The sequence below is a fragment of the Terasakiella sp. genome (assembly GCF_048267425.1).
GTDB lineage: Bacteria > Pseudomonadota > Alphaproteobacteria > Rhodospirillales > Terasakiellaceae > Terasakiella.
In genome coordinates, this window is sequence record NZ_JBLWXN010000009.1 from 21,478 (window position 1) to 34,964 (window position 13,487).

General features: G+C 47.3%; 15 protein-coding genes. 9 read left to right on the forward strand and 6 right to left on the reverse strand.

Translation table 11 applies throughout. The features are described from left to right. Positions 1 to 130 precede the first annotated feature (130 nt). From ACN0VA_RS13680 to ACN0VA_RS13710, 7 genes are all read left to right on the forward strand, one after another. A complete protein-coding gene (locus tag ACN0VA_RS13680) occupies positions 131 to 718 on the forward strand; it encodes a TetR/AcrR family transcriptional regulator (protein WP_417821701.1) in 588 nt (195 codons plus the stop codon). Continuing rightward, positions 718 to 1,020, forward strand: coding sequence for a YciI family protein (locus tag ACN0VA_RS13685; RefSeq protein WP_417821702.1), 303 nt, complete (start codon positions 718 to 720; stop codon positions 1,018 to 1,020). Before ACN0VA_RS13680 ends, ACN0VA_RS13685 begins: the two co-directional genes overlap by 1 nt. After that, positions 1,013 to 1,621: a DNA-3-methyladenine glycosylase I gene (locus ACN0VA_RS13690; RefSeq protein WP_417821703.1), complete on the forward strand. Its 609-nt coding sequence runs from the start codon at positions 1,013 to 1,015 to the stop codon at positions 1,619 to 1,621. Before ACN0VA_RS13685 ends, ACN0VA_RS13690 begins: the two co-directional genes overlap by 8 nt. A gap of 88 nt (positions 1,622 to 1,709) precedes the next feature. After that, positions 1,710 to 2,552 carry an AAA family ATPase gene (locus ACN0VA_RS13695; protein WP_417821704.1) on the forward strand — a complete coding sequence of 281 codons (843 nt, stop codon included), beginning with the start codon at positions 1,710 to 1,712 and terminating at the stop codon, positions 2,550 to 2,552. Positions 2,553 to 2,638: 86 nt separating this feature from the next. Then, a complete protein-coding gene (locus tag ACN0VA_RS13700) occupies positions 2,639 to 3,955 on the forward strand; it encodes a mechanosensitive ion channel family protein (protein ID WP_417821705.1) in 1,317 nt (438 codons plus the stop codon). Between the two features lie 3 nt (positions 3,956 to 3,958). Beyond that, on the forward strand, positions 3,959 to 4,423 hold the full coding sequence (locus ACN0VA_RS13705) for a GNAT family N-acetyltransferase (RefSeq protein ID WP_417821706.1): 465 nt from the start codon (positions 3,959 to 3,961) through the stop codon (positions 4,421 to 4,423). Between the two features lie 3 nt (positions 4,424 to 4,426). Then, on the forward strand, positions 4,427 to 5,599 hold the full coding sequence (locus ACN0VA_RS13710) for a vWA domain-containing protein (protein ID WP_417821707.1): 1,173 nt from the start codon (positions 4,427 to 4,429) through the stop codon (positions 5,597 to 5,599). A gap of 2 nt (positions 5,600 to 5,601) precedes the next feature. On the opposite strand, the gene ACN0VA_RS13715 is transcribed toward ACN0VA_RS13710, so the two are convergent. Beyond that, positions 5,602 to 6,243, reverse strand: a complete 642-nt coding sequence (locus tag ACN0VA_RS13715; protein ID WP_417821708.1) for a glutathione S-transferase family protein — start codon at positions 6,241 to 6,243, stop codon at positions 5,602 to 5,604. 105 nt (positions 6,244 to 6,348) lie between these two features. Then, entirely contained in the window at positions 6,349 to 7,212 is an 864-nt protein-coding gene (locus ACN0VA_RS13720; RefSeq protein WP_417821709.1) for a LysR family transcriptional regulator, read from the reverse strand. Between the two features lie 111 nt (positions 7,213 to 7,323). On the opposite strand from ACN0VA_RS13720, the gene ACN0VA_RS13725 reads away from it, so the two are divergent. Further along, complete coding sequence (locus ACN0VA_RS13725; RefSeq protein WP_417821710.1) at positions 7,324 to 8,292, forward strand: quinone oxidoreductase family protein; 969 nt, start codon at positions 7,324 to 7,326, stop codon at positions 8,290 to 8,292. 18 nt (positions 8,293 to 8,310) lie between these two features. Here ACN0VA_RS13725 and ACN0VA_RS13730 read toward each other — a convergent pair whose 3' ends face one another. The 4 genes from ACN0VA_RS13730 to ACN0VA_RS13745 form a co-directional block, all read right to left on the reverse strand. Further along, positions 8,311 to 9,081, reverse strand: coding sequence for a potassium channel family protein (locus tag ACN0VA_RS13730; protein ID WP_417821711.1), 771 nt, complete (start codon positions 9,079 to 9,081; stop codon positions 8,311 to 8,313). 74 nt (positions 9,082 to 9,155) lie between these two features. Further along, positions 9,156 to 10,586: a ribosome biogenesis GTPase Der gene (gene der, locus ACN0VA_RS13735; protein WP_417821712.1), complete on the reverse strand. Its 1,431-nt coding sequence runs from the start codon at positions 10,584 to 10,586 to the stop codon at positions 9,156 to 9,158. Between the two features lie 39 nt (positions 10,587 to 10,625). Then, positions 10,626 to 11,966: a PQQ-binding-like beta-propeller repeat protein gene (locus tag ACN0VA_RS13740; RefSeq protein WP_417821713.1), complete on the reverse strand. Its 1,341-nt coding sequence runs from the start codon at positions 11,964 to 11,966 to the stop codon at positions 10,626 to 10,628. Positions 11,967 to 11,990: 24 nt separating this feature from the next. Then, entirely contained in the window at positions 11,991 to 12,656 is a 666-nt protein-coding gene (locus ACN0VA_RS13745; RefSeq protein WP_417821714.1) for a tetratricopeptide repeat protein, read from the reverse strand. 183 nt (positions 12,657 to 12,839) lie between these two features. On the opposite strand from ACN0VA_RS13745, the gene ACN0VA_RS13750 reads away from it, so the two are divergent. Then, entirely contained in the window at positions 12,840 to 13,439 is a 600-nt protein-coding gene (locus ACN0VA_RS13750) for a tetratricopeptide repeat protein (protein WP_417821715.1), read from the forward strand. Positions 13,440 to 13,487: the final 48 nt, after the last annotated feature.

Here is a 13,487-nt window from a genome sequence, read left to right on the forward strand (position 1 = left end):
AATTATTTGCATTCGCATCAATGTGTTTTGCGTTTCACCATATTTCGGCCTCTCTTTTTTTATTCGTGCTCTTGATTTTTAGGTCAGTTGTCCTATTATGAAAATTAGGACAACTGACCTAAGGTGAGTCATGGCGAAGAAAAAAACAAAAGAGCGCATTATCGAAGCCGCAGATGATCTGTTTTATCGCAATGGCTTTGAGCACACTTCATTCCACGATATCGCGGCTGCTGTTGGTTTGTCGCGGGGGAATTTTTATTATCACTTCAAAACAAAAGACGACATTCTGGATGCGGTGATTGATTTGCGAATGGTCCGCACGAAAAGCCTTCTCAATCAGTGGCAGGATGAAGGGCAGACACCGATGGAACGTATTGGATGTTTTGCCCATATCTTGATTGTGAATATGGCGAAAATTAAGCTCTATGGCTGCCCTTTGGGGACGTTAAGCAACGAACTGGCAAAGTTAGAACATAGCCATCAATCTCGTGCAAAACAGTTGTTTATCTTGTTTCAAGATTGGTTGTCGCAACAGTTTAGGGCATTGGACTGTGGGGAGAAATCAGAAGAATTTGCATTGCACATTTTAGGGCGAAGTCAGGGGGCTGCAACTTTGGCAACAGTATTTCAAGATGAAGCTCTGATCAGGAAAGAGGTTGATATGATGCTCCATTGGGCGGCGCAGGTTGTTGAAAAAACACAAAAGGAAAAGGTCTAATGTTTATTGTTCTCTTGAAGTTTTCCAATCATAAAACGAAGGCCGAGCATTTTATGGATGCTCATAAACGCTGGATATCACAAGGTTTTGATGACAATGTTTTTGTTCTTGTTGGCAGTATAAAACCTGCATCTGGCGGTATGATCTTGGCACAAAATACCACTTTGACGGATTTGGAAACGCGGGTGAAACAGGACCCGTTTGTTGTCGAAGATATCGTACAGAGTGAAATTATTGAGGTTGAACCGGCGCGTCTGGATGAACGACTTTCGTTTTTAAAGGGAGGCTCTGGTCATGAGTAAGACAATGACAGGGCCGGATGGTCTGGTTAGATGTGGTTGGTGTGCGCAAACGACAGAGTTTATTGATTATCATGACCGTGAATGGGGCTTTCCCGTTGATGATGATATTCGCTTATTTGAAAAACTGTGTCTGGAAAGTTTTCAATCCGGTTTGAGTTGGCGCACGATCCTGGCCAAACGGGAAAATTTTCGTCAGGCATTTGCCGGGTTTGATTTTAATAAAATGGCGAAATTTGATCATCAGGATGTGGAACGTTTACTTCAAGATGCTGGAATTATTCGACATCGTGGAAAAATTGAAGCGGTGATCAACAATGCGAAGCGTGCACAGGAATTGGTGGGGGAGGCAGGTTCGCTTGCTGCTTATTTTTGGCAATTTGAAATGTTGGTGGATGAGGGCTTTGTCCCGCAAAGTGCATCGACATCTGCGCAATCCATAACCTTATCCAAGGAATTGAAAAAACGGGGCTGGAAATTTGTTGGTCCCACAACGGTTTATTCATTTATGCAGGCAATGGGGCTTGTGAATGATCATGCATTGGATTGTGTCGGGCGCAAAGAGGTGATGCGCGTGCGCGAAACTTTCCAAAAACCGGTTTAAAAACGATTGTTCCCTTCGCAATGACTTGAATGATCGTCCTGCGTACCGTACCTTGGTTGTTAGGTATCCAATCATTTAGGTTTTGGGAATGAGCTTTACAGGCACAGACAATTACGTTGCAACCGACGACCTGCGCGTTGCGGTGAATGCGGCAATCAATTTAGAACGTCCCCTTTTGGTCAAAGGGGAACCGGGAACGGGTAAAACGGTTTTGGCCCATGAAATTTCAAAAGCGTTGAATGCGCCTTTGATCGAATGGCATGTCAAATCCACGACGAAGGCACAGCAGGGATTGTATGAATATGATGCAGTGTCCCGTCTGCGCGATTCTCAATTGGGGGATGAACGTGTGCATGATATTGCCAATTACATCGTGCGCGGCAAATTGTGGGAAGCGTTTGAAAGCGAACAACGCCCGGTCCTGTTGATTGATGAAATTGATAAAGCTGATATTGAGTTTCCAAATGATTTGTTGCTGGAACTCGATCGTATGCAGTTCCATGTTTATGAAACAAAAGAAACGGTCAGTGCGCGTAACCGCCCGGTCATCGTAATCACATCCAATAATGAAAAAGAATTGCCGGATGCGTTTTTGCGCCGCTGTTTTTTCCATTACATCCGCTTTCCTGACAAAGAAACGATGGTGGAAATTGTTGATGTTCATTATCCGGGATTGCAAAAACGATTGGTGAGCGAAGCCCTGAACGCGTTTTACGATTTACGCGATGTGCCGGGGTTGAAGAAAAAACCATCAACGTCTGAATTGCTTGATTGGATCAAGCTGTTGATGGTGGAAGATATTCCGCCTGAGGCCTTGCGCAGTACGGATGGAAAAAAGGTTATCCCCCCGTTGCATGGCGCCTTGTTGAAAAACGAACAGGATATTCATTTGTTTGAACGTCTCGCCTTTATGGCACGGCGAGACGGTTAAAGCAGCTTTAACTTATTTATTTGGCGCACATGCGTCGTCGCAATCTAAGCTCGGTTGCTCGGGATTTGCTAAGGGGACTATAAACCGTGTGGGACAATATTCCATATCACGACCAGATATTTGAACTGATCGGTCAGTTGCACCAGTGGGTATTGGAAAACGTGCTGGTTTGGGACAGTGCCAAGCAAATTGCAGTGCTGGTCGGTGTGTTTATTGTCGGCAATTTGTTGCAGTCCAAGATGGTGCGTGGCGTTGAAGCGATTAGCTTGCCCAAAGCTGTGAAGCGTTTTGAACATCCGATGCATGAGGTGTTGCGTCCCCTTGTTGTGCCCTTATTCTTTCTGATTGTCCTGTGGTTTAGTCTTTTTGCGCTGCGGACCTTGGGACAGGGGTTCCATATTGTAAATCTGGTGGTCAGCCTGCTGAATGCATGGGTGGTTATTCGATTTGCATCCGCCTTTATACATGATGAAGGCTGGTCGCGCTTTGTCAGTATTGCGGCCTGGTCGGTTGCGGCGCTTAACATTGTCGGCTTGCTGGATGTGACGACAGCCTTTTTAGATAGCCTGTCATTCAGTTTTGGTGAGATGCGTTTTTCAATCCTTGGATTGGTCAAAGGCGTTATTGCCATTGCCATCCTGTTTTGGCTGTTTACCTTGCTGGAAGGTGTGTTGAAACGCCGGATTGACAGTTTGCGCAATATTACCCCGTCCGCCAAAGTCCTGCTGAAAAAGTTCATGCGCGTTATCCTCATTATTCTGGGCGTTTTGATTGCGCTGGATGCGATGGGGATCGACTTAACGGCCTTGGCGGTCTTTTCCGGTGCCATTGGTATCGGCTTGGGGTTTGGGTTGCAGAAAGTGGCGGCCAATTTGGTCAGTGGCGTTATTTTGTTGCTGGATCGATCTGTAAAACCCGGCGATGTCATTGCCCTTGGCAGTACGTATGGGCGCATTGATAAGCTGGGCGGTCGTTATGTGTCGGTAATTACGCGCGATGGCACAGAACATCTGATCCCGAACGAGGAACTGATTACGCAACGCGTGGAAAACTGGTCTTTTTCCGACACCAACGTGCGGCAAAAGGCGATGGTCGGGGTGGATTATTCTGCAGATCTTAAATTGGCGATGAAGTTGTGCGAAGAAGCCGCAGAAGAAATTGAACGCATTGTAAAAGAACCTGCCCCGCGGTGTCTCTTGCGTGAATTTGGGGACAGCTCGGTCAATATCGAACTGCGTTTCTGGGTAAACGATGCTCATAATGGTTTGGGAAATGTGCGCTCGGAAGTCCTGTTGCGTATTTGGGACAAGTTTCATGAACAAGGCGTGGTCTTCCCCTATCCGCAAAGCGATATCCACGTCAAAGGTGTTGTACCCATCCGTTTGGAAAAAGAGAAAGATTAGATCATGTATGAAATTGCGTTGGAAAGCCCGGATCAAGCCGACGTTAAGGTCTTGTTGGATTTAAGTGATCGCTATCATGAAAAATTATATCCGGCGGAAAGCAATCATTTGCTGGATGTAGCAGACCTGATTAACGATCAAACCCATTTTTTTGTGGCCCGTAGGGTGGAAAATGACGAGGTCGTCGGGTGTGGCGCGATTGTCAGTTATCCCGGTTATGGCGAAATCAAGCGTATGTTTGTTTTACCAGAGACACGCGGAACGGGCTTGGGACGCGAATTATTAATGGTTCTGGAAATGGCGGCGCGTCAGTTCAAACTGCCCTGCTTGAGATTGGAAACGGGCGTGTCCCAACCCGAAGCCATTGGGCTTTATCGAAATGCCGGGTTTGTTGAAATTGGCCCGTTTGGGGAGTATCAACTCGATCCGCTTAGTCTATTTATGGAAAAAGAACTGGTGAAAGATTAAGCCATGTTTCTCAACCTCTTTTTCGAATTAAAACAAGCCAAGGTGCCGGTTTCGCTAAAAGAATATCTGTTGCTGATGGAAGCAATGGATAAAGGCGTGGCTGAATATTCAATTGAGGATTTTTATTATCTGTCACGCGCGGCCCTGATTAAGGATGAACGCCATTTAGATAAATTTGATCGGGTCTTTGGTCATGTGTTTAAAGGTCTGGAACCTGTTGAGGGGGAGGCCACCGACATCCCGGAAGAATGGCTGCGTAAACTGGCGGAAAAAGTCCTCAGTGAAGAAGAAAAGCAGCTTATTCAATCATTAGGGGGATGGGATAAGTTGATGGAGACGTTGAAAAAACGTCTAGAAGAACAAAAAAAACGTCATCAAGGTGGCAATAAATGGATTGGGACGGCGGGGACTTCGCCGTTTGGCGCCTACGGCTATAACCCGGAAGGGGTGCGCATCGGTCAAAAAGAATCTCGTCATCGTCGTGCAGTCAAGGTGTGGGATAAACGGGAGTTTAAAAATCTGGATGATCAGGTTGAGTTGGGGACGCGTAATATCAAAGTTGCGTTGCGCCGTTTACGTAAATTCGCGCGCAGTGGGGCACAAACCCAGCTTGATTTGGATGATACGATCAAATCGACAGCCCATAAGGGGTTCTTGGATATCAAGATGGTCGCAGAACGTCACAATGCGGTCAAAGTGCTTCTTTTCTTTGATGTGGGTGGGTCGATGGATGATCATATCAAGGTTTGTGAGGAAATGTTTTCCGCGTGCCGTTCTGAATTCAAACATTTGGAATATTTTTATTTCCACAATTGCGTTTATGAAGGGGTGTGGAAAGATAACCGCCGTCGTCACAATGATACAATCGCCCTATGGGATGTACTGCATACCTATCCCAGCGATTATAAGGTGATCTTTGTCGGGGATGCGTCTATGAGTCCTTATGAAATTTCCTATCCCGGTGGGGCGGTGGAATATTGGAACGAAGAAGCTGGCGCCGTTTGGATGCAACGAATTTTAGATGTGTATCCCCATGCCGTCTGGATTAACCCTGTGCCGCAAAATTGGTGGCGCCACACCATGTCCATTCAAATGATGAAACAACTCATGTCTGATCGTATGTATGGCCTGACCCTAGAAGGGATTGATCAGGCCATACAGGAATTAAATAAATAAGGTTAAGCTTTCGGTGTCAATTGCATGGCAAGGAAGCCTTCTAAAGCCTCAATTCGATTTAGCCATGCATTGATGTGTTTATAAGGTGTGAGGTCAATTTCGCCCTCAGGTGCGAGGAAGGTATAGCTGTACAGGGCGATATCGGCCAAGCTGGGGGTTTCTCCAATTAAAAAGGCACGGCTTTCCAGTTCATTTTCCAGAACGCGCAACAACTTTTTACTGACGGCAAGTGCCAGATCATAATCCAGATCGCGTCCCAGTAATTTGATGACACGTGCTGTTGCCGGACCGTTATAAAGCTGGTTTGCAGCCACGCTTAACCATTGCTGGACTTGTGCGGCTTCAATCGGACTTTCCGGTAGCCATTTATTGTCCCCATCATATTTTTTCGCCAAATAAACCAGGATAGCATTGGAATCCCAAATCAGGGTGCCATTGTCATCAATCATGGGAACTTGCCCAAATGGATGTTTTTGTAAGTAATCTGCTTCTTTATGTTCCCCTTTTTTTAAATCAACGAGGATTGTTTCAAACGGAATGTCCAACAGGGATAGAAACAAAGTCACGCGATGGGCATGACCTGAAACAGGCGACCAGTAAACCTTGATGGGATGATGTGTGGAGGGGAATAGGGGATTGGACATAGGGAAAAGCACCTTGGAAAGAATTTAATATCCAGCAATTTATATCATTTCTAAAAAGAAATTAATTCTACAATTCACAAATAACCATTTCTATTGCCGGAATAATCATTGGATTATCGAGTTATATTTAAAAAACTCATGCAGTCGTTGAGTAATGGTTCGGATCAAAATGGAATTTTTAAGATCGGCATGGATCACCAACCAGATTTCGCGATTAAGTAATATATCGCCAGTTTCGACACTCACCAAGTTATCCTGTTCGGAGATCATAAAATCGGGGAGAGCTGCAATCCCAGCGCCTTCGCGTGTGGCGGCATATTGTAATTCCAGACTGCTGGCCCAAAATGCAAACGGGCGACCGGCTGCGTATTCTTCCAGTTTTTTTTGCTGGGGCGTCGTCCCTCCCCCGCCTTCATACCCGATAAAACGCCAGTCCGGTTGCGGTGTGCTTTTCAGATAAGATGGTGTCGCATATAGATTGAACGTCATATCGGACAGTTTTTGAATAATGAAATCTCCTTTTTGTGGCCGGGTGAGGCGAACGGCAATATCGGCCTCTCTGTCATTGAGGGAGGCATTGCGCGCTTCCCCTAAAATACGGATAACAAGATCAGGATAACGTTGATGAAGTGCCGCTAAGGGTTTGATAAGTAGGGTGGTTGCAAGGGCGGGTGGAGCACTTATTGTGACCGTGCCTTTCAATCCATGACGTGTACTATCTGCGATACGACCGATAGCTTGTGTGTCCAGTTCCATGCGATGGGCAATGGTTGCGATTTGTTGTCCCTCAGGGGTGATGTTCCAGCTTTTGCCACGTCGATCAACCAAGGCCAGTTGGAGTTCTTTTTCCAATTCGTGAATGCGACGCCCGACGGTGGCATGTTCGACTTGCAGTTGACGTGCAGCGGCGGAAAGGGACCCCGCTTTGGCGAGTGCGAGGAAATATTGTAGATTTTTCCAGTCCATCATTCTAATCCGTTAAAAAATTAACGTTTGATGTTAATTTTTAGGCAATTTTCCAACAATAATCAACTTGTTACAACATTGGTCTGATGAAACTAAATAGGATTGGAATGATCAATGGATATCAAAGTGGAATTGCAAGCTATTGGTGGACCCGAAAATTTTGTGGTCCGCGAACAGATGGTAGAAGAGCCGGGTAAGGGGGAAATTCGACTTCGCCATGACGGGGTTGGGTTAAATTTTATTGATATATATCAACGTATTGGATTGTACCTTATGCCTTTACCGGCTATCTTGGGGGTAGAAGGCAGTGGTGTTGTTGAAGCGATCGGACCGGATGTTGAGGGGGTGAAGGTCGGCGATAAAGTTGCCTATGGTGCCATTCCCGGTGGCTATGCTGCCACACGTCTTTTACCGGATTGGCGGGCGATAAAATTACCGGCGGATATGGAAACGCAAAAGGCCGGGAATATTATGTTGCGTGGTATGACGGCTTATATGCTATTGACCCAGACTTATCAGGTCAAAGCAGGCACATCTCTTTTGGTGCATGCTGCCGCCGGTGGCCTCGGTTCTATCTTGACACGTTGGGCAAAAGATTTGGGTGCAAAGGTCATCGGGACAGTCGGTTCGGACCAAAAAGCGGAAGAGGCATATGCTCATGGTGCGGATCATATATTTGTCGGACGTGATCTTGATATTGCTTCCCAGGTGAAAGACCTGACAGATGGGGTGGGTGTGGATTACGCCATTGATGGCATTGGTGGTACAACTCTTTTAAAGACGTTTGATTGTGTACGTCGAATGGGAACGGTTGCCAGCATTGGTCAAGCGGCAGGTCCCATTTCGCCCATAACGGTTGATGATATCGGACCTGTACGATCATTGTCATTTGCACGCCCCAGCGTGATGGCGTTTGCAGCACAACCGAGCTTATATCGTGAGGCTGGCGAGGCGGTATTAAAAGCCTATAACCGGGGAATATTGCCTGATGCGAAGCAGGTTTTTCCCTTGCACGATGTTGCCAAAGCCCATGAAAAACTGGAGGGAGGCAAGACAACAGGATCCGTGTTGTTGAGGGTGTAAATTGTGGAAGCGGGTCGCCTAAAGGTCGCTGTCATTTTTGATGTTCAGGATTTCCCCACAATGCTTGCAGTGAACAGCATCCGGTTCGTGACGTGTTAACCCACAAGTCGGACAGGTATGGTTGACCTTGGATGGACGAAAGATTGTTTGTACAAGGCGCAAGAAAAGAGAGATTCCGAAGACCATAATGACGACGCTGAGAAGGCGACCCAAGGGTCCCTCTAGCGTAATATCGCCAAAACCCGTTGTGGTCAGGGTGGTTACCGTGAAATAAAGGGCATCGATATAGGTATTGATTTGTGCGTTTTGATCAACTTCAAAGACATAAACCAATGCAGTTACAAAGAAAATGAACACCATCAGGTTCAGGATGCTCATTAAGACCTGTTCGTTTTCGCGAAAGAATGTGAATTGGTCGCGGAAATCTTTCAGCACATGGTATGAACGCAGTAAACGCAAGGCACGCACAATGCGCAAGAATGCAAAATTCTCGATAAACAGGGGGGCGAGTAAGGTTGCGATGACAATAAGGTCTGCCAAGTTCATAGGGCGGATAATAAAGCGCCACGGTTTATTGGCTGCAATCATACGCGCGACATAATCTACTATTAAAACAAAAGCGATAGAGTAATCGGCAATAAAGAAGGCTTGATCATGCTCGATCATGGAGGCGAGGATGAAAAAGGTGATCGTGACGACATCAAAGATCAACAGGGTATATCGAAAATACAGCGCAGGGCTTGCATCCCCGTAATAGAGATCGCGCAACCTTTCACGTAAAGCGATCATATCGCATGCCCCCTTTATATTATTTTTCTAAAATAACAAAAAAGGGCTTCCTGTAAAGAGAAGCCCTTTTGGGATTAGCGTTTTTTCTTTTTGCCTTCGTAAGGGTTTTCCCCTTTACGCATCATGACCCGGATGGGAACGCCATCAATGCCAAAATCTTCGCGAATGCCATTGGCGATGTAGCGCAGATACGACCCGGGCAAATCACCGGGTTTGTTGGCGAAAATCACAAAGGTTGGCGGACGTGTCTTGGCTTGGGTCATATAACGCAACCGCAGGCGACGGCCTTGGGCCAAGGGCGGCGGGTGTGCTTCTGTCATTTGTTCCAGCCAACGGTTTAATTTTCCGGTGGGGACGCGAATGTTCCAGTTTTCATAAAGCTGGAAAATCGCAGGGAACAATTTATCCGTCCCCCGTCCTGTTTTGGCTGACAGCGTGACAATCGGAATACCGCGAACCTGTGGCATGGAAGTTTCCATACGGTCAGCAAGTTTTTGTAACTGTTCTTTGCGGTCTTTGACGGCGTCCCATTTATTACACACAATAATAAGGGCGCGGCCTTCATCAATGGTTTCTTTGGCAATGGTCAGGTCTTGCTTTTCCAACATGAGGGAAGAATCAAGAACCAGACAAACCACCTGTGCAAAACGAATGGCACGGCGCGAGTCTGCTGCTGACAGGGTTTCGACTTTTTCGTTTACTTTTGTGCGCCGGCGCATACCGGCCGTATCAATCAGTTTGATTTTACGGCCGTCGACTTCAAAATCCAGTGCAATGGAATCGCGCGTAATCCCGGCTTCTGGGCCCGTCAAGAGGCGCTCTGTCCCTAAGAAATGGTTGATCAAGGTTGATTTACCAACATTAGGGCGACCAACAATGGCAATCTGCAAAGGTGATTTGGAGGTATCGATCTCTTCGATTTCCTCACCTTCTTCATTGATGATCGTGCGGGTTTGCACTTGGGCCAGCAGTCTTTCTTCTTCGATCAGGGCGGCGTTTTCTTCCATCCACTTGTCATAGGCCGGTTGAATGGCATCATAGACATTGTTCATGCCGACGCCATGTTCGGCGGAAAAAGGAAAGGGTTCCCCGAGGCCAAGACCGTATGATTCATAAATTCCGTTATCAGCTGCGCTGCCTTCGCATTTATTGGCAAGCAAAATCACCGGATTGTCGCGCCCGCGCAACCAATCGGCAAAGTGACTGTCCAGCGGTGTAATGCCAGCACGCGCATCAATCATAAACAATGTGATGTCGGCTTCGTCCAATGCATGTTCGGTTTGTTCGCGCATGCGTGCTTCCAATGAATCATCGAAAGCTTCTTCCAGACCGGCCGTGTCAATGACTTTGAATTCGAGGTCGCCAATACGACCTGTTCCTTCGCGTCGGTCACGGGTAACGCCGGGTGTATCGTCTACAATTGCCAGTTTTTTGCCGACAAGACGGTTGAAAAGGGTCGATTTCCCAACATTGGGTCGACCAACGATTGCCACGGTAAAGGGCATTTCTTTCTATCCTAAATGAGCCAAACGTTTCGCAACGTTTTAGCGGTAAGCAACCAGATCCGCGTCATCCGACAGGAAATACAAGGCCCCGTTGGCTGCCAGTGGCGGAACAATAATTTTATCCGGCATTTCCACCTTGCCTAAAATTTCACCTGTGTAGGGCGAAACAGAATAGGCTTCTTCGTTACTGCCTGCAACGATCAGTCGGTTGGAAACCAGAATCGGTGCACTCCATGTCAGGTTGCCAGTACGATCTTCCGGGTCTTCCCAACGTGGTAGTTGTGTGACCCAGTGAATGCGACCATTGTAACGGCTGACACAGACAAGTTCGGAGTCCGGTGTGACAACATAAAGATAGTCACCGGCAATCCAAGGTGTTTCCTGACTGGAGAGTTCCTTGGACCAATAGCGCCGTCCGCTTGCCAAGTCAATGGCGGTGAAGCTGCCGGAGTTGGAAATTGCGTAAACACGGCCCCGATCAATGACGGGACGCCCGCGAATAGCTGTTAAGGCAGAGACCGCATCAATACGTTTGCCGCCTGTGAGACTATCGGTCCAAACCTGATTGCCATTTTCAACTTTCAGGGCGACAATGTCACCGGATGAAAATGCGGCAACGACCACACCTTGATCCACAGCGGGGCTCGCACCCCCCAGAATGCTGGCCGTCTCGCTGATGCCTTTGTAGTTCCAAATCTTTTCGCCGTTGCGACCATCAAATGCGATCAGTTCGTTGTTTAGTGTGATCACAAACAACCGGTTGCCTCGTGCGGTCGGTGCCGCGCGCATCGGTGCATCTGCCTTGGAAACCCATATGGTTTTTCCTGTATTGGCTTCGATCCCGAATACAAGGGCAAATCCGGTGGCGACATAAAGACGCCCATTTTCATAGGCTAAGCCGCCACTGATATGACCATCGTCTTCATATTCGGGGGTCAGTTCCAATTCCCAAAGACGTTGGCCCGTTTCAGCGTTAAAGGCACTGACGAGGTTTTCGGAATCCACGGTAAAGATTTTGCCATCTGCCACAATCGGTTGGGCAACAATGCGTTCAGAATCATCAGACCCCGACCCGATGCTGGTTCGCCAAATCCGGTGCAGGTTTGGTGCGACTTCAATATGGTGCATGGCATGATTGGCAAAACCACCGGCTTGCGGCCATTCCATATTGGGCGATGGTGGGGGCAGCAAAATTTCTTTTGCGGCTGTTTCCGGATCCGGATCAAGGGTACGTTCGTGCAACAAAACGGAGATTCGCTCACCCGGCAGGGGTGGGGCGTCTTTTTCACCCAGCCAGGTGTCACAAGCACTGAGGGAGAGGACACAAAGTCCAGCCATCAAAAAACGGCGCATCATGTTTGGTGTCTCCGGTTGTTTCATCACATCTCAATCCGTGGGCTTTAATTAATCAGCGTAGGCTTTGGCGAATTCTGCGGCGCGTTGGCGCATCCCGGCTGGTGCGCTTGCGTCTTCTGCCAGATTTTTAACCAGTTCAAGGGCTTTTGCCTTGTTGCCCGCTTTGGCTTCGGCAAAGGCTTGCAATTCCGTTGCGCTGTGGCGCCAAGGGTTCGTTCCGCCGATCAAGGGTTGCAGGCGGCGAGAAATCTCGGCGGCATCCATGTTGTCCAGACCATTCATGGCACCCAGAACCAAAGCCATATCGCGAAAGACTGAATCCAGTTCGCCATTTTGTGCGATCAGGAAGTACTGTTCGGCAGCTTCTTTATGTTTGCCTTGATCGGCGAGTAAAGCGGCCTCCTGCATGTTCGCCAACGTGGCGTAACCGCTGTCGCTTTGTGAAGATAAAGCTTTGAAAGCTTTTTCGGCTTCTGTGAAGTTTTGTTGCTGAGCGAGATCAAGCGCGTTTGCGTATTTTGCACTTATTTCTTCGCGTTTGCTTAGGTCATAAGCTTTCCAGCCTTCATAGCCAGCAACACAGATGACAACGGCGACAATTGCGCCGATTAATGTATTGCCATATTGTTTCCAAAGCATTGTCGCTTTGTCCTGACGCAATTCTTCGTCAATTTCTTTAAACAGATTGCTTACGGAAGCATCATCTTCAGCCACGGCACATATTCCCAAAAAAAATCAAAATTGTTGCGCTAACATAGCTTTTCATTATCGCTATTGCAAACGCGCTTTCACTTTCATATGCCGATTTATCGTTTTTTTGTGACGAAAATGAGGACAAGTTGCTAAAAAGGAAAAAAGCTTTGATAAATAGTATGGCTCAATAGGCGCACAAGACGGATGAAACGGAATTTATATCTTTTTGCACTGCTTCTGACGATCATCACGGCTGTGGGGTACACGATCGGAAAAAACTGGGAAAAAGAAGCCAAAATTACTCAGGTTGTCGTTGATCGTGGCGCACAGGTGCAAACCTGGCGCAAACAGGCCATGCAAGGGGATCCTGAAGCTCAATATCAACTGGGCATATATTATGAAAAAGACCGCACCGATTATTTAAATGCACAGAAGTGGTACCGTGTTGCAGCAACCAAAGGCCAGCACGCCGGGGCGCAATATAAGCTTGCTCAACTGTATATGAATGGCTTGGGTGTGGAAAATAATCTGGCCGAAGCAATGAAATGGTTTCGTTTGTCATCCGCAAAAGGGGATGTGCGCGCACAATTTTTTATGGGGGTTTCCTATCGTGATGGTTGGGAACGCAAAGCGGATTTTATTGAGGCCTATAAATGGTTTTTGCTTGCCAATCGTGATGCGCAAAAGGTTCGCGAGGAAAATGAAAGGTTTGATCCTTATGTTGCTTTGGTCGAGCTGGATCGACGCATGAGCAAGTTTGACCGGGAACAAGCTGAGAAAATGGCGCAAGGTTGGGGGAAGTGATAAGCATTGCTCTTCTGTGCGGATTTAGATAAGTTCCCGCAGGTAAAT

Excerpts from the sequence above, each read along its gene's own strand:
- ACN0VA_RS13680 (WP_417821701.1), top strand. The coding sequence starts at position 131 with ATGGCGAAGAAAAAAACAAAAGAGCGCATTATCGAAGCCGCAGATGAT.
- ACN0VA_RS13685 (WP_417821702.1), top strand. The coding sequence starts at position 718 with ATGTTTATTGTTCTCTTGAAGTTTTCCAATCATAAAACGAAGGCCGAG.
- ACN0VA_RS13690 (WP_417821703.1), top strand. The coding sequence starts at position 1,013 with ATGAGTAAGACAATGACAGGGCCGGATGGTCTGGTTAGATGTGGTTGG.
- ACN0VA_RS13695 (WP_417821704.1), top strand. The coding sequence starts at position 1,710 with ATGAGCTTTACAGGCACAGACAATTACGTTGCAACCGACGACCTGCGC.
- ACN0VA_RS13705 (WP_417821706.1), top strand. The coding sequence starts at position 3,959 with ATGTATGAAATTGCGTTGGAAAGCCCGGATCAAGCCGACGTTAAGGTC.
- ACN0VA_RS13710 (WP_417821707.1), top strand. The coding sequence starts at position 4,427 with ATGTTTCTCAACCTCTTTTTCGAATTAAAACAAGCCAAGGTGCCGGTT.
- ACN0VA_RS13715 (WP_417821708.1), bottom strand. The coding sequence starts at position 6,243 with ATGTCCAATCCCCTATTCCCCTCCACACATCATCCCATCAAGGTTTAC.
- ACN0VA_RS13720 (WP_417821709.1), bottom strand. The coding sequence starts at position 7,212 with ATGATGGACTGGAAAAATCTACAATATTTCCTCGCACTCGCCAAAGCG.
- ACN0VA_RS13725 (WP_417821710.1), top strand. The coding sequence starts at position 7,324 with ATGGATATCAAAGTGGAATTGCAAGCTATTGGTGGACCCGAAAATTTT.
- ACN0VA_RS13730 (WP_417821711.1), bottom strand. The coding sequence starts at position 9,081 with ATGATCGCTTTACGTGAAAGGTTGCGCGATCTCTATTACGGGGATGCA.
- der (WP_417821712.1), bottom strand. The coding sequence starts at position 10,586 with ATGCCCTTTACCGTGGCAATCGTTGGTCGACCCAATGTTGGGAAATCG.
- ACN0VA_RS13740 (WP_417821713.1), bottom strand. The coding sequence starts at position 11,966 with ATGAAACAACCGGAGACACCAAACATGATGCGCCGTTTTTTGATGGCT.
- ACN0VA_RS13750 (WP_417821715.1), top strand. The coding sequence starts at position 12,840 with ATGAAACGGAATTTATATCTTTTTGCACTGCTTCTGACGATCATCACG.